The organism is Myceligenerans pegani (assembly GCF_014892515.1).
GTDB classification, from domain to species: Bacteria; Actinomycetota; Actinomycetes; order Actinomycetales; family Cellulomonadaceae; genus Myceligenerans; species Myceligenerans pegani.
Genome location: NZ_JADBGR010000068.1, coordinates 174,187 through 193,757, shown reverse-complemented (window position 1 = coordinate 193,757; position 19,571 = coordinate 174,187). Strand labels below are relative to the sequence as shown.

At 71.1% G+C, this 19,571-nt stretch carries 12 protein-coding genes; 4 read left to right on the top strand and 8 right to left on the bottom strand.

Annotation, left to right across the window (positions count from 1 at the left end; all coding sequences use genetic code 11):
• Nucleotides 1–101: 101 nt before the first annotated feature.
• Nucleotides 102–2,729, bottom strand: a complete 2,628-nt coding sequence (locus tag IIE03_RS09080) for a right-handed parallel beta-helix repeat-containing protein (RefSeq protein ID WP_192862419.1) — start codon at nt 2,727–2,729, stop codon at nt 102–104.
• A 248-nt stretch (nt 2,730–2,977) separates the two neighbouring features.
• Between IIE03_RS09080 and IIE03_RS09075 the strand changes: the two genes are divergently transcribed.
• On the top strand, nt 2,978–3,676 hold the full coding sequence (locus IIE03_RS09075; protein ID WP_318842888.1) for a FadR/GntR family transcriptional regulator: 699 nt from the start codon (nt 2,978–2,980) through the stop codon (nt 3,674–3,676).
• Nucleotides 3,677–3,845: 169 nt separating this feature from the next.
• Nucleotides 3,846–5,021 carry a mandelate racemase/muconate lactonizing enzyme family protein gene (locus IIE03_RS09070; protein WP_192862417.1) on the top strand — a complete coding sequence of 392 codons (1,176 nt, stop codon included), beginning with the start codon at nt 3,846–3,848 and terminating at the stop codon, nt 5,019–5,021.
• Nucleotides 5,022–5,191: 170 nt separating this feature from the next.
• On the opposite strand, the gene IIE03_RS09065 is transcribed toward IIE03_RS09070, so the two are convergent.
• The 5 genes from IIE03_RS09065 to IIE03_RS09045 form a co-directional block, all read right to left on the bottom strand.
• The gene (locus IIE03_RS09065; protein WP_192862416.1) at nt 5,192–5,701 is read right to left on the bottom strand and encodes a hypothetical protein; all 510 of its coding nucleotides are present in this window, start codon (nt 5,699–5,701) and stop codon (nt 5,192–5,194) included.
• Between the two features lie 41 nt (nt 5,702–5,742).
• A complete protein-coding gene (locus IIE03_RS09060) occupies nt 5,743–11,970 on the bottom strand; it encodes a polymorphic toxin-type HINT domain-containing protein (RefSeq protein ID WP_192862415.1) in 6,228 nt (2,075 codons plus the stop codon).
• Nucleotides 11,971–12,165: 195 nt separating this feature from the next.
• A complete protein-coding gene (locus IIE03_RS09055) occupies nt 12,166–13,182 on the bottom strand; it encodes a hemolysin family protein (RefSeq protein ID WP_318842887.1) in 1,017 nt (338 codons plus the stop codon).
• The gene (locus tag IIE03_RS09050; protein ID WP_192862414.1) at nt 13,175–14,578 is read right to left on the bottom strand and encodes a hemolysin family protein; all 1,404 of its coding nucleotides are present in this window, start codon (nt 14,576–14,578) and stop codon (nt 13,175–13,177) included. Before IIE03_RS09050 ends, IIE03_RS09055 begins: the two co-directional genes overlap by 8 nt.
• 126 nt (nt 14,579–14,704) lie before the next feature.
• Entirely contained in the window at nt 14,705–15,577 is an 873-nt protein-coding gene (locus tag IIE03_RS09045; RefSeq protein WP_192862413.1) for an SDR family oxidoreductase, read from the bottom strand.
• Between the two features lie 169 nt (nt 15,578–15,746).
• On the opposite strand from IIE03_RS09045, the gene IIE03_RS09040 reads away from it, so the two are divergent.
• The gene (locus IIE03_RS09040) at nt 15,747–15,983 is read left to right on the top strand and encodes a hypothetical protein (RefSeq protein WP_192862412.1); all 237 of its coding nucleotides are present in this window, start codon (nt 15,747–15,749) and stop codon (nt 15,981–15,983) included.
• Nucleotide 15,984: 1 nt separating this feature from the next.
• Here the strand turns inward: IIE03_RS09040 and IIE03_RS09035 are convergent, their stop codons facing one another.
• Both IIE03_RS09035 and IIE03_RS09030 read right to left on the bottom strand, forming a co-directional pair.
• Nucleotides 15,985–16,629: a PAS and ANTAR domain-containing protein gene (locus IIE03_RS09035; RefSeq protein ID WP_192862411.1), complete on the bottom strand. Its 645-nt coding sequence runs from the start codon at nt 16,627–16,629 to the stop codon at nt 15,985–15,987.
• 60 nt (nt 16,630–16,689) lie between these two features.
• On the bottom strand, nt 16,690–17,562 hold the full coding sequence (locus tag IIE03_RS09030) for a sigma-70 family RNA polymerase sigma factor (protein ID WP_192862410.1): 873 nt from the start codon (nt 17,560–17,562) through the stop codon (nt 16,690–16,692).
• Nucleotides 17,563–17,783: 221 nt separating this feature from the next.
• On the opposite strand from IIE03_RS09030, the gene IIE03_RS09025 reads away from it, so the two are divergent.
• Entirely contained in the window at nt 17,784–19,571 is a 1,788-nt protein-coding gene (locus IIE03_RS09025) for a thiamine pyrophosphate-requiring protein (protein WP_192862409.1), read from the top strand.

Below are 19,571 nucleotides of genomic sequence, written 5' to 3'. Positions count from 1 at the left end.
TCCTGCCCCCGGCCCGGACGGACGCGCCCCCGCCCGTCGGTCCGGCCGGCGCGCTCCCGCGCGGAGGCCGACGACGACGCGGTCGACGGCCGGACCGGGGTCTACCGCGGGGCGGAGCCGGCAGGTCCCGCCAGGTGGAAGCCGCTGAACACGTTGGTCGCGGCCGTGGACGCGTCGTGCGAGGTCGTGAAGACGCCGCCGTCCTGGACCGCGGCCGCTCCCGGGAGCGTCACCGGCGAACCGATCCGCCGGTAGTTGACGCCGTCGTAGGACCACGACGCGGACACCCGATCGCCCACGCGATCCAGCTTGACCCAGACGGGGCGATGGATGTCGACGCTCGCCTGGGCGGAACTGTCCAGGTAGCCGTCGCCGTTCGCGTCCCACTGGAAGGCGACGCCGTTGCGTGGCGTCACCGCCGCGATCGCGTACCCGGCGGAGCTTCCGGGCCGCGCGATCTCGTTGCGGACCATGACGCCGCTCTTGGCCCAGGCGTGGGTGTCGTTGACCGTGTCCACGCGGACGGACACGCTCGACCCGGCCGAGAAGGAGCCCGCCCGGTAGACCGCCGCGTACTGGTCGTCCCGCTGGCCGCCGGCTCCCCACACGTCCGCGCCCGCGGCCGCAATGCCGAAGGCGGCGCCCTGCTGCCCGAAGTAGGTCTGGTTCGCGGAGGACGTCGTCCCGTACGAGCCGCCGACCGGCGCCTGGACCGGGCACTGGGCGAGGCCGAACAGGTTGGCGTTCAACGCCGTGCGGTACTGCGGCGCGACGCCGGCATCGCACATGACGTCGCGTGCCGCCTGCGGCCAGTTGGTGCCCGAGACCGAGACGTTGCCGATGAGCCGGTTGTTGCGCTGCTCCGCGTTCGGGATCTGAGCGCCGCCGGAGTTGTACCAGTTCTCTTGGACCAGGTTGTCGCTGGTGTTGTTGCCGTCGCTGTAGGCATTGGTGAAGATCCACGGGTTGGTGCCCTGGAGCACGTTGTGCCGGTACGTCGTGTACCGCGTGCCCTCATCGAGATACAGGCCGACGCCGGAGACGTTGAACACGAAGTTTCGCTCCACCACCGTGCCGGGGCTGGCCGCGAGGTTGTAGAGGTTCCCGCCGTCGGCGAACCTCGCCTTGGTGTGGTGCACGAGATTGCCCGCCACGAGGTTGTCCCGGAGGGTGGTCGGGGTCGTGTACCGGGGATTCCAGCGGTAGTAGCCGCGGCGGTCGTACTCGGCCGAGCCACCCGCGTCGTTGGCGCCCCAGCCGTAGCCCGTGTCGATGCCGTCGTAGGCGACGTTGGCGACCTCGTTGTGCACGATCTGGACGTTCGTCGCGTACGTGCTGAGGATGCCGGAGTTGTCCTTGTACTCGACCGCGACCCGGTTGATCGTGTTGTTCTCGATGCGGATGTCCCGGTTGGTCATCCGCGGGTCGCTCGGGTGGTGCGCGTCCGGGAGCACGCCGCCGACCGCGATCCCGTGCCCGCCGACCTCGGTGAAGATGTTCCCCACCACGTCGATGCCGCTGGCACCCAGGCCGACGCCCGAGAGGTGCGCGTTGGCGTCGTTGCCGATGCCGAGGGCGGTCTGCCCGAGGTTCGTGAAGAGGTTGTTCGTCACGGAGATGTCGTGCGCCGCGGAGATCTGCACGGCCGCGGGCTCCTGGTACCAGGTGTCGCCGCGGGCCCGCTCGAACATCTCGCAGCCCCGCGAGCAACTGGTGAAGGCGTCGGCCGGACGGTAGTCGTAGTCGTCCTTGACGAACGCGCCGTTCTGCTGGTTCGCGTAGCCGTGGGTGGAGGGGCCCAGCCACGAGGTGCCGGTGAACTCGAGGCCGTCGAACACGAGGCCCGTGACCGGTTCGTCGTACGTGCCGCCGATGCTGACCAGCGACTCCAGCCGCGGGAGCTCGACGTCCAGCTCGTCCGGGTCGACGCCGTCACCCGGTTTGTAGTACAGCTTCCCCGCGGACGGGTCGAGGTACCACTCGCCGACCTCGTCGAGGAACGCCAGGGAGTTCTCCAGGAACCACGTGGGCGCCGCCAGGAACGAGTGCTGCACGGTGTCCCATCCCCAGGTGTTGTTGTCCCAGGCGGGCTGCGCCATGGTGATCGTGGAGCCGTCGATCGACTCGACGGGGGAGTAGCGATCGCTGAAGTCCCCGAGCGACTCGAACTCGATCCGCCCCTGGTCCGGCAGGCCGCCGAGGTAGCCCAGCTGCGGATTGTTGATCGTCAGGCCGGTCGGGGTGGGCGTGACGTCGGAGTTGGCCAGTCGCAGGGAGGCGCGCGGCGCGATGATCCCGTTCACGTAGAGCTGACGGCTGTCGACCCCGGGCGGAGTGTCCGCGACGTAGATGCCGGCCTCCTCGTCGTGCATGGACCAGCCGGAGATCTCGGTGGCGCCGGAGATCACGGGCCGGGCGCCGGGCATGGCTGTCCACCGCACAGTGCCTCCGTCCTGGCCGCCGTCCTGCGGGCCGAACACGAGCGGCTCGGAGATCCGGTGGACGCCGTCCGCGAGCTGGACGGTGACGTCCCTGCCCTTGCGGGCCTCCTCCCGGACGAGCTCCTGCGCCCGCTCGATCGAGCAGGCGTGCTTCGCCTCGCACTCCCCGACGGCCGCGCCGTCCGCCGTGGCGAAGTAGGTGCGGTCCTTGACCGGTGGTGCGGCCGTCGCCGCCTGACCGGGAACCAGTGTCGAGACGATCACCGCTGCGATGCTCAGGGCGGCCATGGCTCCGGCTCTCCTCGATCGATCCTGGGACCCCGGAATTCGTGGTCGTGACGTCGGTGTCATCGTGCCCTCGCTTTCTGCTGAGGCGTGGGGCTTCCTTGCCCGCCGGCGAGCATAGTCATACATATGATGTATGCGCAATGGCCGAAACGTTTCCGGGAGATACGATGGCCGCCCGTGCGGTCCTTCGAGATCCCGCGTCGGAGGAGGAGAGACACGTGGTCCAGCAGGTACCGACGAGCGCACCGGTGACACGCAACAGGCCGGCGCTCGCCGAGGCGGTCATCCGCGAACTGGTGCAGGACGTCGTCACCGGGAAGTACGCGCCCGGTACCGCGCTGCCCACCACCGCCGCGCTGTGCGAGACGTTCGCCGTGAGCCGCACCGTGATCCGCGAGGCGCTCACGGCGCTCGCCGAGAAAGGGCTGGTCGCCGCCCGGCAGGGATGGGGCACGGTGGTGCTCGACCGGGACTCCTGGCGGCTGCTCGATCCCATGGTCCTGGAGGCGATCTTCCGGCGCGAGGACAGCCTGCTGTTCATGGACCAGCTGATCGGCATCCGCACGGCGCTCGAAGGGCTGATGGCGTCGTCGGCGGCCCGGCAGATCACCGACGAGGCCCGCGCCGCGCTGTCCCGTCAGTTCGACGAGCTCGACGCCGCGGTCGACGACCCCGACCGGTACGCCGAGGAGGACATCGCCTTCCATGCCCTGGTGCACCGCATCTCCGGGAACGAGTTCGCGCGGGCGATCATCTCCAGCATCCAGGGCAAGGCCCGCCTCGTGGCCGAGTACACCGGCGCTCCGCCGAAGGGGCACAACGAGCTGACGCACGAGGAGCACCGCCACATCTTCGAGGCCGTCATGGGCGGCGACACGGAGGCGTCCGCGGACCTGATGCGTGCGCACATCGCTCGGAGCTGGGCCCGCCGTCGCCCCTCGCGCTGAGATGTCATTCGTATGATAAGTTACCTCAGCTGGTGGTGTTGACGTCACGGTGATGGCAGCCCTGTGCACCGACCGCCCACGAAGCGCGCTGTAGAGCGGGCTCGGTGAGCCCGACCCCGTCGCCCTCGGGAGCGACGGGCCGGTCCGGTCAACGAGGGAGTCGTCGTCCATGAAGATCACGGGATATCGGAGCCTGCTCACCGAGCACCGGTGGGGCCGGCCCGTCGGTGACGTCAACGGCGTCGTGCGCAGCGGCGTGACCGAGGTCCCCGTCGTCCTGGTCGAGACGGACGGAGGCCTGACCGGCGTCGGCCTCGGTGCGCACGACGCGATCGACCGCGTCTTCCCGGCGATCGAGGGGGAGGATCCCCGCGCGGTCTCGGCGCTGTACGACCGCATGCTCTCCTGGGTCTTCAAGGCCGGCCACGCCGGGTCCACCTTCGCCACGATCGGCGCGCTCGACACGGCGCTGTGGGATCTCAAGGCGAAGATGGCGGGGGAGCCGCTGTGGCGCCTGCTGGGCGCGCGGGACCGGTTCGTGGCCGGGTACGCCTCTGGGCTGGAGTACGGCCTGGACGGCGACGGGCTGGTCGAGCTGTACTCGCGGTTCGCCGAGCGCGGGTTCACCGGCGCCAAGGTGAAGGGCGGGCTGGACCTGCGCCGCGACGTGGCCCGCCTGGGCGCGGTCCGCGAGGTGATGAGCCGGCACAGCGACGAGCCGGCGCTGATGTACGACGTCAACGAGAGCTGGGGGAGGCACCAGGCGCGGCGCCTGCTGGCGCGGGTCGAGGCGCAGGTCGAGCTCACCTGGATCGAGGAGCCGGTGCGCCGTTGGGACGTCGAGGGCCACCTGGCCATGGCGCGGTCGACGTCGACCGCGATCGCCACCGGCGAGAATCTCACCGGCCTCGAGCAGTTCCGGCCGCTCGTCGCTGCCGGGGCGGTCGACGTGGTGCAGACCGGGAGCGTCTGGGGTCCCACGCACTTTCTGCGCGTGGCGGCCTTCGCCCACGCGCACGACCTGCCCGTCAGCCCGGTCGCGTACAACGGCAACCTGCTGGCGCACGCGGCCGCGGCGGTGCCCAACCACCTGGTGAGCGAGGTGCAGGACCTGTCGTTCCCCGTCGGCCTGCGGGTGGACCAGTCCTTCGAGGACGGCGGCATCGTCCTGGGCGACGAGCCGGGCCTCGGCGTCGTCGTGGACGAGGCGGAGATCGCGGCGACCGTCGCGGCCGGGTCCTGGGCGACGCCCGCCGGCCCGCACGTCCGCCCGCGCGAGTCAGGGCTCCGCCTGGCGATCCCGCGTGACTCCGCCGCTCCGCTGAGGATCGCCTCGGCCGGCTGACCCGATATTTAGAACACATATGACATCTGATAGGGTCTGGCCAACGCACTCTCGCTGAAGAGATAAGGAACAACGATGTCCCTCCGCACTCGTTCAGCCGGCCGCACGCGATACGTGCGGCTCACCCACGCGGCCGTCGTCGTCGCCGGCGACCCGGCCTGTGGCGAGTGCTACGTCCGGACGAACCTCAGCCCGGTCAACCCCGCCTCGACGAGGGCGTCGCGAACCGCCTGACCGGCGAACACCTCTGCGAACTGCGGCCCTGGCAGCGTGAACAGGCGATCGCCGAGAGCCCGGAGGTCGTCCTCGTGGAATGCCGGCCATTGCACGAGCTCATAGGTCGGAAAGCGATCGATGACCGATCTCTCGCGATCGATCCTCGGGGCGACACCGACCACCTGGACGAACGACAGCTCGACGTCACCGACGATGCCGTGACCGAAGACGTTGATGTCGCGCGGGCAGACCTGCTCGAGCAGCGCGACCGCCCGCGCGCTGCACGCGTAGTGCCAGACCTGAGGACACCGGGCGAAGTCCGGAAGCCCGCCGGCCTCACCGGGGTCGTGATCGAGCGGGACCGGGTGGTCGAACGGCGGGTACGGGGTGCTCCAGTCGTGTTCCCACGCCGGCGGCCCCGGGAACTCGCTCTGCTCCGCGTAGACCACCCCGTACTCGTTCACCATCTTCTCCACACCGAAGACGGCCGTCCGATCGTGACCCACTAGTCCCACGCCCATCCCTCGTCCAGGGACGCCTGGGACACCCCCGCGAGTTCGGACTTCGTGCGCGCGAGGAAGTCCAGCACGCCCTGCCTGCCGCCGGCGGCATGGGCGCTGGCCACCTGTTCGTCGATGTAGTCGTAGTAGTCGTTCGTGAACGTGCGCTGATGTGCCCGACGTGTCATCCAGACCCCGTTCACCGCGGAGTTCAGGTCGATACCGTGCTGGCTCATTATCGCGGCCGCCCGCGGAGCGCGCTTGCTGCACGAGCACGGAACGATGTGGTGAGCCTGCGGAGAGACGTCCGAGGGCAGATCGGAGGTTCCCAGGTTGCGCCTCAGGTTCTCGCCGCTGCATTTCGCGTTGTGGACCAGGACGGCGGCGTCGTCCCTGCCCGCCGCGACGAAGTACGTGTGGTCGCGGTCGACCGTGAGGTTGTGGACCACCGCGCGGTCGCGCTCGACCTCGATACCCGCGACCTGGACCCAGGTGCCCGCACTCGTCCTGAGCCAGTCACCGGACCGGAGGTCGACGGCGTCGATCCAGATCTCCTTCTCGGGATTCCAGAACGGATGCCCGTCGGTGGCGACGATCCTCTGCTTGTCGCCGTCGTCGTCCTGGATCGTCACGGTGACCAGGGTCTTCTCGCCACCGCCCGTGATGTGCGCGGTCACGAGGCGACCGCCCGCCCCGTCACCGGTCCTCTCACCCGCGGCCAGCACCTCGTCACCAGGTTGGAGGTCCTCGATCGGCTTTCGCGTGCCGTCGGCGAGCAGCACCATGGTGCCTGGCAGGAAGCTGTTGCAGGCCTTGGCCGAATCGCCCGCACTCGAGGTCTGGGCCTTCTTCCGGGACGCCTCGGCCCTCGCTCGCGCCTTGGCCTCCTCCGCGATCTTCCTGGCCTTGGCGGCCGCGGCCGCCTTCGCCTTGGCGGCCTTCTCGGCTGCCTCCCGCGCCGCCTTGGCTGCCGCCGCCTTGGCGGCCTCCGCTGCCTGTTTCGCCTTCTTGGCGCCGGTCAGGATCTTCTTCGCCCACTTGAGCTCGCCCGAGAAGGCGAGTACCGCCTTGCCGGCCTTGTAGACGGCCTCGCCGATCTTCGCCGCCTTGAAGATCTTCCCCCACGGCAGCGAGCCGACGATCAGCATCACGCACGCGCCCAGGTCGCCGTCGAGGCAGTTCATGAGGTCGTTGATGCCCAGGAACTCCATGAGGACCTGCCCGCCGGCCTCCAGGATGACGTCCAGCATCGACTTCGACTGGATCTGCTGCGCCTTCGCGATGTCCTCTTCGCTCGGCCCCTCCACCTCGGCGCCGGGGTCGTGGGGATTGGAGGTGGTGTCCCCGCCGGTGGGGCTTTCCGTGGTGCCACCACCCGTGGGTCCTTCCAGCTCCCGCTCGCCCGTGGGGTCCGTGAAGACGAGCGGATTGTTGCTCGCGTACACGTACGGTGAGGAGCCCAGCGGCTGCGCGCCGGCCGGGTCCACGGACGAGAACCGTCCGGTGCCGGGGTCGTAGTTCCGGGCCCGCAGGGCGTAGTTGCCCTCGCCGGTGGTCGAGTCCTGGTACGCCCCCGCGAACCGCATCGGGTTCGTGAGGCCGGCCGCCGGCTCGGCGTTCGCGGCGGGCTCGGCGGTGGGCCCGGCGTGCGCGCCGGCCGCCTTCTCGACGACGGCTTCCGCGAGCGTCGCGCCCTCGCGGGGGTTGCCGAACGGGTCGTAGTCGTAGCCCTCCTCGACCTGCCCGTCGGGAGCCAGCATGGTCGCCACGCCGCCGAGCCAGTCGTGGGTGTACGCGTGGGCCCCGCCCTGCGCCTCCAGGAGCGCCAGGGGCTCGTCCGTAGGGCCGTAGGCGAACGCCTGGCGGTGCGTCACCACTCCGCTCGAGTCGGTCACCGTGTCGACGGCGATGTTCTCCAGCGACCCGTTGACGTCCCACGCCCAGTGGCGCGTCTGGCTGCCCGCCCCCACGCCGGTCGCGGCATCGATCCGCATGCGCGACGCGTCGTACGCGTACCGCGTGGTGACGCCGTCGACCGTCGCCTGCGCCAGGGTGTTGTCGAGGTGGTACTCGAGCCGGTCGTCGCCCGCCCGTGTCTGGTTGCCGAGCACGTCGTACTCGTAGACCGTGCGTTCGATCCCCTTCTTGCCGACCTGGAGCTCCTTGACGAGCTGGCTCGCGGCGTCGTAGGTGTACCAGGTCCGATCGTTGCCGGCCGAGCCCGTCCGCACCTGCTTCGTCCGGTTGCCGAGCAGGTCGTACTCGTAGGAGATCCGGCCGGCGGCCTTCGTCCGGCGGTCGCACTCCTGGGCGGCGTAGCACGCGTCGGTCACCCGGTTCGCCTCGTCGTACGCGTACGCGACCGACTCCGTCACCCCGCCCCGGGTGGTCTTCACGAGCGTGGGGTTGCCCACCTCGTCGAGGGTCAGATCGAACGCGGACACCGGGTCCTGCACGCCGTCCACCGGGTCGCCGGTGCGCTCGGTGCCGATCGCGGTGAGCCGGCCCGCGTCGTCGTACTCCCGCTCCTCGGTCAGGCCCGTCGCCGCCGGCAGCGTGGTCGCCGTCCGCCGTCCGGCGACGTCGTACTCGTACTCCCAGCGGGCGCCGTCGCCACCCGCCGATCCGCCGACCGCCGTCGTCGAGGTGATCCGCGAGTCGTCGTCGTACGTGGACGTGACCCTCGTGCCGTCCGGGTAGTTCCGCGTGGTGATGTTCCCCCGCTCGTCGTACCCGTAGGTGAAGACCTCGTCGGCCTGGTTGGGCTCCTCGCGCACCACCCTCGTGATCTGGTCCTCGTCGTCGTACGTCACCGTGCGTACGCCCAGCGGGTCGCCGTACGACGTCGTGCGGTCCTTGGCGTCGTAGCCGTAGGTGTACTCCGGCCCCGTCGAGCCGACCTGCTGGCTCGTCAGGCGGCCGCGCAGGTCGTACTCCGAGGTGATGGTCCGCCGCGCGCGCTCCTCCTCCGTCAGGTGCCGCAGGTGCTCGTGCCGGTCGAGGGTGATGGTCGCGACCGGGTTCGACTCGGCGTCGTACGTCGTGTGCGTGGTGCGGCCGAGCGGGTCGGTGGTGGTCACGGGGCGGCCGGCGTCGTCGTACGTGACGCGCGTGTGCCCGGACTGCGGGTCGCGCACGTCGACCACGCGGCCGTCGCGGTCGTAGGTGAACACCGTCGCGAAGGCGCGGGAGAACGGCGGCAGGTCCGGGGCGTCGGGCTGCCGGACGTGGCTGACCTGGTCGTCGTCGCGGTAGGAGACGTAGGTCGTCCCGCCGCGCGCGTCGGTGATCTTCGTGGGCCGGTTGTTCGCGTCGTACCTCGTCGAGGTCGTGTTGCCGAGCGGGTCGATCTCCCGGATCCGGTTCCCCGCGAGGTCGTACTCGTACCGCGTCGTGAACCGGGCCTTGTCGGCGCCCTCCACGTTGCCGCGCGGCTCCGTCACTGCGGCGAGCAGGCCGTCGTCCGTGTACTCGTACGTCGTCACACCGCCGGTCGGCGAGGTCTCCTTGATCTTGTTGCCCGCCTCGTCGTACTCGGTGCGGGTGGTCTTGCCGCCCGCGTCCGTGCGCTCCGTCTGCCGGCCGTTCCGGTCGTACCCCATCGTGAGGGTCCGGCCCATCGTGTCGGTGACCGAGTCGACCTGGCCGGTGTTGCTCCGTTCGAAGCTGGAGGTCTTGTTGAGCTCGTCGATCGACGCCGTCGTGCGGTCCAGCGCGTCGACGTCGATGTCCCGGTCCACGTGCCCGCCGCCCGGGTACGGCATGCGCATCCGGAGCAGGTTGTCGTTCGCGTCGTAGAAGTACTCGGTGGTGAAGTCCGCCGGGTCCGCGCCGGGCATGTTGCCGCGCGGCGAGGTCACCGTCTTGACCAGGCCTTTCGCGTCGTACGTGTACGACGTCGTGAGGTCGTCCGCGTCCTTCATCCGGACGCTCTCGGACGTGCGCCGCCCGGCGTCCGTGTAGGCATAGGTCACCACCCGGCCACTCGCCTCGACCCGCGACTGCAGGCCGTTGTCGAGGTAGTCGTACTCGGTGACCGTGCCCTCGGGTGTGACGTCCTTGACCAGGCGGCCGACGTCGTCGTAGACGCTGCGCCAGCCGCGGCGCTTGCCGGGCTCGTCGATGCGGATCGCGCGGTCCTGATCGTCGTACCGGGTCTCCGTCGTGTAGTGCCGGCGCTCGCGGGGGTCGGCGGTGCCGCGCGGGTCCGTCACGGCGACCTGCCGGCCCGTCGTGTCGTAGCGGTACTCGGTGCGGCGCCCCTCCGGCGAGACGACGGCGGACAGCAGCCCGGCGTTCTCGTCGGAGTCCGGCAGGTACTCGTACCGCGTGACCTTGCCCCGCTGGTCGGTCGTGGACGTACGCAGGCCGCGGTCGTCGTAGGTGTGCTCGATGTCGTGGCCCTCGGCGTCGACGCTGCGGACGAGCTCGTTGAACTCGTTGTAGGTGTTCTTCCAGACGTTCCCGTCGGCGTCGGTGTACTCGATCGGGTTGTTCCGGTCGTCGTACTTCGTCTCCTCGTCGAAGCCCTGCGGCGCCACCGCCTGCACCGGGTTGCCCCGTTCGTCGTACCGGACGACGTGCTGGTACTGGTTCCCGTTGACCACCAGGTTGCGGTCCAGGCGGCCGTTGTAGCGGTGGTTGTCGGCGTCGCCCGTGCTGCGCTGGCTGTAGATCAGCACGTTGTCGTGGTAGCCGTCGTAGATCGAGACGTCGTCCGCGTCGGTGGTGCGCGCCTCCTGCTTCCCGGCGTCCCACTCGAACGTCGTCTCCGCGCCGACGCCGTCGCGCTGGCTGACCACCCGGTCGTCGGGGCCGTACTCGTTGTGCAGCATGACCACGTCGTGCGGGTCGACGACCTGGGCGAGCCTGCCCTCGGCGTCGTACCGGTAGCGCCAGACGTTCCTGCGCGCGTCCTTCACCTCGGTGAGCAGGCCGTCGGTGTACTCGAAGCGCACCTGGCGGCGGTCCGGGAGGACGAGCCGCGTGATCAGCCCGCCGGTGAGCAGAGCCACGGCGGTGCGTCCCGAGGCGTCGGTGATCTCGATGGCGTCGTGCCCGTGCCATTCCTGGTCGTAGGCCAGGCGCACGCCCTTGTCCCGCGGGCTCAGCACGGCGGTGAGCCGGCCTCCCGGCCCGAACTCGTACCTCACCTGCTGCGGCGTGACCAGTTCCCAGCCGTCGCCGTCCCGCCTCAGGTTCGAGCGCACGCCCGGCGGGCGGTCGTACCCGTCGCCGTCCGCGGTGTAGACCGCCTCCGCGCCGTCCTCGGCGCGCACGATGACGCCGTCGTCCGTCGGGGTGACGCGCATGTCGTAGGACCACGCCCAGCCCACGCCGAACGGGCCCTGGCGGTTGTTCGCCGAGGAGTAGGTGCGCGCGCTGCTGAACGGGATGCCGAACGACGCCATCTGCAGGTCCCGCTCGACCCGCACGAACGCGCCGGTGCCCGTGTTGACGCCCACCCCGCGCTTCGCCTGCCCGACGGCGGTCGGCGCCAGGGCGTTCTCGCACCCGCAGCCCGCGGCCTGGTCGTCCGGGATGCTCGGCGGCAGGATCGTCGCGCGCGGCCGGGCGGCGTCCGAGGGGTCGGAGACGACCTCCTCGCCGTCCGGGAGCACCGCCGCCACCGTCACGAAGTAGTCCGTGCCGCGGTCCAGCTCCCAGCCGTCCTCGCTCCCGAAGGACCGGCAGAAGTCCGCGCTGCCGCAGAATCGCGGGCCCTCGAGCTCCTCGCGGGTCAGCCGCACCGACTCCTGCTCGGTCTGGTCGTCCTCCTCGTAGAGCCGTACGACGGCGGCCGTCCAGTCGGGATCGACGTCGCCCTCGTCGAAGTAGAGGACCAGGGACGTGTCGCCGAGCAGGAAGCCCGGGCGCAGGTCGATGCCGGTGAACCCGCCGGCCGCGTCCAGGGTCCCGGCGGCGGACGTGAGGGCGCGCCACTCGCTCGTGGAGACCTCGGCGGGCTCGCCGCCGGCGGGCACGGCCTCCGGGACGACCGGCGGGCGTTCGTCCTCCGGCAGGGCCGTGGATCTCCGCACGCCCGCGGGCATCGGCCGTTCGGCCGGCCCCTCGCCTGCCGTGGCCTGCGGTACCGGAGCCGCCGCCGCGGCGGACTCCTGCGGGGCGACCGCGATCAGCAGCGATGCCGCGAAGCCGATGGCGGTCGCGATACCCAGCCAGCGTCGTTGCAGGCGGGTGATCACAAGATGGTGCGAAAGTGCTTCGGACATCGCCAACCCCCACGTTGGTCTTTCCTGAGCAGTTTCCCGACAACGACTACTACCAGACCGAAAGGGATCTGACAACGAGTTTGTCCGACATGAGCCGATGCATACTCATTTATCCGAGCGTTGTGCCTGTTCACGGCGCAGGTCGGCCGGAGGTCCGCCGGGCGCCGAGCCGTGCGTCCGGCCGCCCGGCGGACGTCAGACGGCGACGCGCTCGCCCGTCACGCGGTTGACCACGTCGCCGAGCATCGCGGCGCCGAGCACCTGATCGTCCTCGTCGGTGACCAGGGCGACGTGCGTGGTGCCGACCTGCATCTCGGTCAGTGCCTCGTCGAGCGACGTCGTGCGGGGAAGGCGGACCAGGGGCCGGATCTCGTGCGACGGCAAGGGCCGCGCCGGGTCGTGGTCGAGCAGGTCCTTGATGTGGACGTAGCCGGCGATCTCGCCGTCGTCGGTGACCGGGAACCGCGAGTGCCCCGTCTCGACGCACAGCCGCTGGAACTCGCCGACGGACGTCTCCGTCTCGGCGGTGATCAGGGCGGCCCGCGGCACCATGATCGTCTCGACGGTGTCGGCGCCGATGGCGAGCGCCCCGGACAGCAGGGCGTGCGCCTCGGCGTCGAGCAGCCCCTCGCGCGTGGACTCGGCGATGAACCCGGCGACCTCCTCGGCGGTGAACGCCGAGGCGACCTCGTCCTTGGGCTCGACCTTCATGAGCCGCAGCGCGTGGTTGGCGATCCAGTTCACGACGACCAGCAACGGCTTGAACACGGTGACGACGACGTACAGGGGCGGGCCGAGGACGAGCGCGGCGCGCTCGGGCCCCGCGATGGCGATGTTCTTCGGCACCATCTCGCCGATGGTCATGTGGCAGGCGACCACGATCGTCAGCGCGATGACCACCGCGATCGGGTGGAGGAGCGCGTGCGGGACGCCGAGGGCCTCCAGGCCCGGCTCGATGGCGTGCGCGACGGCGGGCTCGGCGACCGCACCGAGGCCGAGCGAGCACATGGTGATGCCGAGCTGTGCCCCGGCCATCATCAGCGACACCCGCTCCAGGGCGCGCAGGGTCAGTCGCGCCCCCCGCCCTCCGGTCGCGGCGCGCGGTTCGATCTGGCTGCGCCGCGCGGAGATGAGCGCGAACTCGGCGCCGACGAAGAACGCGTTGCCGAGCAGCAGGGCGATGCCCGTGGTCATGCCCGCCCAGTCACTCACTGCCGTGCTCCTTCGTGCTGTCGTCTCGCCGGCGTGGCGTCTCGCCGGCGCCGGCCGGTTCGGCCGTGAGGCGGACGCGGGCCACGCGGCGGCCGTCGATGCCCGTGACCTCGAGCCGGGCCCGCACGGGGGTGGGCAGGCCGTCGTCGTCGAGGCGGGCGCGGTCGAGCGCGTCGGTCGTGACGGCGTCGCCCGTGCGGGCGAAGCGACCGATCCGCTCGGTGATCATGCCGCCGACGGTGTCGGCGTGCTCGGCCTCGGGAAGCTCGATCCCGGTGGTGTCGCCCACCTCGTCCGGGCGCATGAGGCCCGGCAGGCTCCACGAACCGTCGGTCAGGCGCCTGATCCGGCCGACCGGCCGGTCCTGCTCGTCGTCGATCTCGCCCACGACCTCCTCGACGAGGTCCTCGAGCGTGACGATGCCGTCGGTGCCGCCGTACTCGTCGACGACCACCGCGAACTGGAGGCCGCCGCGCAGCTCGCCGAGCACGTCGTCGAGGGTCATCGTCGCGGGTACGGCGGCGATCGGCGCCATGAGCGCGGTCGCCGTCACCTGGTCCTGCCGCTCGGCGGGGACGCCGAGCGCGGCCTTGAAGTGGACGACGCCGACGATGTCGTCCACGCTCTCGCCCTCGACGGGGAACCGGGCCAGACCGGTGCGCGCGGTCAGCGCGAGAAGCTTCGCGGCGGTCGTGCCGGACTCGACGAACCGGACCCGCGGGCGGGGAGTCATCACGTCGGCCGCGGTCAGCTGGTCGAACTCGGCCGCCTGCGCCAGCCGGTCGGCCGCGCCGCGGTCCAGGAGACCCTGCGCGGCCGACCGGGTGGCCAGAGCGGCGAGCTCCTGGGCCGAACGTGCCGACGCCAGTTCCTCCCGCGGCTCGATGCCGAGCGCGCGGACCATTGCGTTGGAGGCGCCGTTGAGCACCACGATCAGCGGCCGGGTGAGGGCGGTGAAGAGCCGCTGCGGTCCGGCGACGGCGCGGGCGATGCGCACGGGCTCGCTGATGGCCCAGTTCTTCGGGATCAGCTCACCGAAGACCATCTGTGCGACCGTCGCGACGATCAGCGCCGTGGTCAGCGCGATGCCGAGGCTGGTGGCCGCGGGCAGCCCGGCGGCCTCGATCGGGACCGCGAGCAGGGTCGCGATCGACGGCTCGGCGATGAAGCCGACGATCAGGCTGGTGACCGTGATGCCGAGCTGCGCGCCGGAGAGCTGCGTGGAGAGAGACCTGAGTGCCTTGACCACGGAGGCCGCGCGTCTGTCGCCGGACTCGGCGGCGCGGGAGATGGTGGGGCGGTCGACCGTGACGAGCGCGAACTCGGCCGCCACGAAGAGGGCGTTGAGCGCGATCAGGACGACGGTGAGCAGAACCAGTAACCATGCCGCTGTCACCGGAGGGGGCCTCCTCGTTCGGGTGACAGCGGCCAGGGACTATGTGCGTCGGGGTCCATGGCTCGAAAACGTACCCGAGACCGGTTCGGTTCCGCGAGCCGGCGACGCCGGCGGGCGCGGAACGGCTCAGAACACCGCCTTGCCCCCGGTGACGCCCAGGACCGTGCCCGAGACGTACGAGGAGTCGCTCGGCGCGGCGAGGAACACGAAGGCCGGCGCCACCTCCGCCGGCTGCCCGGCCCTGCCCAGCGGGGTGTCGGCCCCGAAGTTCCGCACCTTGCCGACCGGCTGGGTCGCCGGCTGGAGCGGCGTCCAGATGGGACCCGGCGCGACCGCGTTGACACGGACACCCTCCGGACCGAGTTCCGCGGCGAGGTTCACCGTCAGGTTGTTGATCGCCGCCTTGGTGGCCGCGTAGTCGAGGAGGCTGGTCGAGGGCGAGAAGGCCTGGATGGACGTGTTGTTGATCACGCAGCCCCGGGACCTGCGCAGGTGCGGTACCGCGGCCCGGACCAGCCACATCAGCGCGTACAGGTTGGTCTTGAAGGTGCGGTCGATCCGGTCGTCGGTGAACTCCTCGATGGAGTCGTCGCGGGCCATCTGGTACCCGGCGTTGTTGACCAGGATGTCGAGTTTGCCGAGCTCCCTCGTGGTCCGGTCCACCGCCTCGTCGCAGGCGCGCCGGTCCATCAGGTCCAGCTCGAGCGGGAGCGGCGTCCGCCCGGCCTGCCGGACCAGGGCGGTGGTGACCTCGGCGTCGGGGCTCTCCTCGGGCAGGTACGTGAACGCCACGTCCGCGCCCTCGCGCGCATAGGCCAGCGCGATCGCCCGGCCGATCCCGGAGTCGCCGCCGGTGATCAGGGCGACCTGCCCCTCGAGGCGTCCGTGGCCCACGTAGCTCTGCTCGCCGTGGTCCGGCTCCGGGCGCATCTCGTCGGTGAGCCCTGGCGGCTCCTGCTGCTGCGGAGGGAACTGGGGTTCTCGATCTTCCACGCTCATGCCGTAGCGGTACCCAGTCGCCGCGATCCGATCCCCGCGAACGGATTCTCGCGAACGGATTCTCGCGAACGGATTCTCGCGAACGGATTCCGGGCGACCCCGGATACGGACGCGGCGTCGGGGTACCGGGGAGAGTGACCGAGACACCCGACCCGAAGGAGCGATCCCGATGACCGCCATCACGCCCGAGACCGGCGATGTCACCGGCACCCGCGACGCGACCTACGACCTCGTGTGGTACCTGCAGTCCTGCCTCGAGAACGCCTTGCGGCTGGAGCAGTTCCGCGCGGACGCCGACAGCGCCGGCGACACGGCCCTCGCGGACCTGTTCGCCAAGGCCCAGGCCGACAGCCGGAAGGGAGCCGAGTACGCGAAGGCGCTGCTGCGCGAGCGGCTGGGCGGGTGAGTCACGCCTGGCGCCCGGGCTCGTCGGTCCGGCGCCCGGGCCTGTCGTGGGTGAGGTCATGGATGAGCGTGTCCAGCAGCCGCCGCAGGCCCGGGTGACTGAAGGTGCCCTCGCGCGCGACGGTCAGCAGCCGCTCGGCGATCTCGCGAACCTTCAGGTTGCGGTTGCGTGACCACCAGCGGAGCATCGCGAACGCGGCGTCCTCGTGGAGCCCGTAGCCCAGCATGAGGACGCCCTTGGCCTGCTCGATCGTCGCGCGGCCGCTGGCCGACGCCTCGACCGCGGCGTCGGCGGCCGCCGAGCTCTCGGCGTCGAACTCCGGTGTGAGGTCGAGGTAGTAGCCCTCGAGCCGGATCACCCGGCCGTCGTCGCCGCGCACGCCTTCCCCCACCACGACGACCCTCTTCTCCGTACCGCGGGCGACGATGCGGAAGTAGACGTTGAACGGCTCGCCCGTGCGGATCACCCGCTGGAACGTGTCCTCGACGCGCTTGCGGTCCGCCCGGTGCTTGTGGCGGAGGAAGAGGTCCGTGGTCGGCCGCACCTCACCCGGCGCGTAGCCGTGGATGGCGTAGACGTCGTCGTCCCAGTCCCAGCGGTCGCCGGCGACGTGATACGTGAAGCGGCCGGGGCCGGGACTGGTCACACCGCCACTATCGACCCGGGCCGCCCGCCGGGCAAGGAGGGACGCGTCCACGCGGCGTCCCTACGCGGCCTCGGCGGACGTGGGCACAGCGGACGTGGGCTCGGCGGACGCGGCCTCGGCGGACGTGCCGGCCGGGTCGCGGGGCGCGCCCGCGGTGATCGACCGGCGCAGGTCGCGCAGGATCCGCCGGAGCAGCCGGGAGACCTGCACCTGCGAGATGCCGAGGCGCTCGGCGATCTGGTTCTGGCGCAGCTGTTCGTAGTACCGCATCCGCAGGATCTTCCGGTCGCGCGGGCCGAGCCGGCGGCAGGCCGGTGCGAGCACCGCGATCGCCTCGCTGCGCGAGTACCCCGCCTCGTCGTCGGCGAGCTGGTCGACGACGGTGCCGGAGCGCCCGGGCAGCGGCTCGTCCAGCGACGCGGGCGAGGCGCAGTCGCCGCAGTGCCACGCCTCGCGGATCTCGTCCTGCTCGCAGTCCAGGTCGTCGGCCAGGTCGCGGGGCCGGGGCGGGCGCCGCAGCGTCTGGGCCAGCCGCTCCTCGGCGGCGAACACCCGTGGCCGCAGTTCCTGCACCCGCCGCGGCGGGCGCACGGTCCAGGTGGTGTCGCGGAAGTGACGCCGGAGCTCGCCCAGGATGCACGGCATCGCGAAGACGAGCAGGTCGTCGCCGCGGTCGGGCCGGAAGGCGCGGACCGCGTGGGTGAGCGCGAGGCAGGCCACCTGCTCGAGGTCCTCGAGCGGCTGGCCACGGTTGCGGTAGCGCGCCGCGAGCGACAGCGCCACGGGGATGTTCAGGAGGATCACCTCGTCGAGCAGGCGCCGCCGCTCGGCGCCGTCGACGGACCGGGCCTGTTCGAGCAGGCGCGCGGTACGGCGCTTCCGCTCGGCCGGCGCGGGCTCGGACCTGTCGGCCAGGAGGGATGAAGCAGGCACAAGGACCAACTCCCGGATCGAGAGCGACGGTGGCGGTTGGCTGGGCCACCGGTGTGCTTCGCTCTCGAACCTAACGCACCTCCTCCCGGCTTGCGACTCGCGCGCCCCCGGGGCGCACGCGAGCCGCCGGTGCCGTGCGGCGGGGGCCGTTTGGCCCGGATCGCGATGGGTACCGTCCACGCGATCCCAGGCCCGAAGAAGCGGAAGCACAGGAGGACATGATGAGCACGCTGACCGTCGGCGACTTCCTGCTCGGACAACTGCGAGAGTGGGGCGTCCAGCACGTCTTCGCCTATCCCGGCGACGGCATCAACGGCATCCTCGCCGCCTTCGAGCGCGCGGACGGCCACCCGTCGTTCATCCAGTCCCGGCACGAGGAGATGAGCGCGTTCGAGGCCGTCGGCTACGCCAAGTTCGGCGGCGGCGTCGGCGTGTGCATGGCCACCTCGGGGCCCGGCGCCACCCATCTGCTCACCGGCCTGTACGACGCGAAGCTCGACCACGTGCCGGTGGTCGCCGTCGTCGGCCAGACCGCGCGCTCGGCCATGGGTGGCAGCTACCAGCAGGAGATCGACCTGCTGAGCCTGTTCAAGGACGTCGCCGGCGACTACGTGCAGATGGTGACGGTGCCCGAGCAACTGCCGAACGTGCTCGACCGGGCGTTCAAGGTCGCGCTGACCCGCCGGGCGCCCACGGCGGTGATCATCCCCACCGACGTGCAGGAACTGCCCTACAGCGCGCCGACGCACGAGTTCAAGATGGTGCCGTCGAGCCGCGACATCCAGTGGCCGACGACCGTGCCCGACGACGCCGCGGTGCGGCGGGCGGCCGACCTGCTCAACGCGGGCGACAAGGTCGCGATGCTGGTGGGCCAGGGCGCCCGCGGCGCGCGCGACGAACTGGTCGAGGTCGCGGACGTGCTCGGCGCGGGCGTCGCCAAGGCGCTGCTGGGCAAGGACGTGCTCAGCGACGAGCTGCCGTTCGTCACGGGGTCGATCGGTCTGCTGGGCACGCGCCCCAGCTACGACCTGATGAACGACTGCGACACCCTGCTCACCGTGGGGTCGAGCTTCCCCTACACGCAGTTCATGCCGCCCCTGGAGCAGGCCCGGGCGGTGCAGGTCGACGTCGACGGCACCATGATCGGCATGCGCTACCCCTACGAGCTCAATCTCGTGGGCGACGCCGCCGCGACGCTCCGCGCGCTGCTGCCGCACCTGGAGCGCAAGACGGACCGCGGCTGGCGGGAGTCGATCGAGTCGTGGGTCGCCGAGTGGTGGGAGACCATGGACGCCCAGGCGGACATGGAGGCCGACCCGATCAACCCGATGCGGATCTTCAGCGAGCTCTCGCCGCGCCTCCCCGAGGACGCCGTCGTCGTCGCCGACAGCGGCTCGGCCGCCAACTGGTACGCGCGCAACCTGCGGTTCCGCGGCGACGTGCGCGGATCGCTCTCCGGCACCCTCGCGACCATGGGGCCCGGCGTGCCGTACGGCATCGGGGCCAAGTTCGCGCTTCCCGGCCGCCCGGCGATCGTCTTCGAGGGCGACGGCTCGATGCAGATGAACGGCATGGCCGAGCTGATCTCCGTACGCCGCCACTGGGAGCGGTGGGAGGACCCGCGGCTCGTCGTCGTCGTGCTGCACAACAACGACCTCAACCAGGTGACCTGGGAACTGCGGGCCATGGGCGGCACGCCCAAGATCTCCGCGAGCCAGGACATCCCGGAGGTCTCCTACGCCGGGTTCGCCGAGTCCATCGGGCTCACGGGCATCGCCGTCGACGAGCCCGACGGGCTCGGCCCGGCCTGGGACCGGGCGCTGTCGAACGACCGGCCCACCCTGCTCGACGTGCGCTGCGACCCCAACGTCCCGCCGATCCCGCCGCACGTCACGTTCGAGCAGATGACGCAGACGGCCGAGGCGCTCCTCAAGGGCGACCAGGACGCCTGGGACGTGCTCAGGCAGGGCATCCGGACCAAAGCACAGGAGATCCGTTCGCCTCGGTGA

Bases quoted from the DNA above. Each gene is read 5' to 3' on its own strand.
- IIE03_RS09080 (WP_192862419.1), bottom strand. From the start codon at position 2,729: ATGGCCGCCCTGAGCATCGCAGCGGTGATCGTCTCGACACTGGTTCCC.
- IIE03_RS09070 (WP_192862417.1), top strand. From the start codon at position 3,846: ATGAAGATCACGGGATATCGGAGCCTGCTCACCGAGCACCGGTGGGGC.
- IIE03_RS09060 (WP_192862415.1), bottom strand. From the start codon at position 11,970: ATGTCCGAAGCACTTTCGCACCATCTTGTGATCACCCGCCTGCAACGA.
- IIE03_RS09045 (WP_192862413.1), bottom strand. From the start codon at position 15,577: ATGAGCGTGGAAGATCGAGAACCCCAGTTCCCTCCGCAGCAGCAGGAG.
- IIE03_RS09040 (WP_192862412.1), top strand. From the start codon at position 15,747: ATGACCGCCATCACGCCCGAGACCGGCGATGTCACCGGCACCCGCGAC.
- IIE03_RS09025 (WP_192862409.1), top strand. From the start codon at position 17,784: ATGAGCACGCTGACCGTCGGCGACTTCCTGCTCGGACAACTGCGAGAG.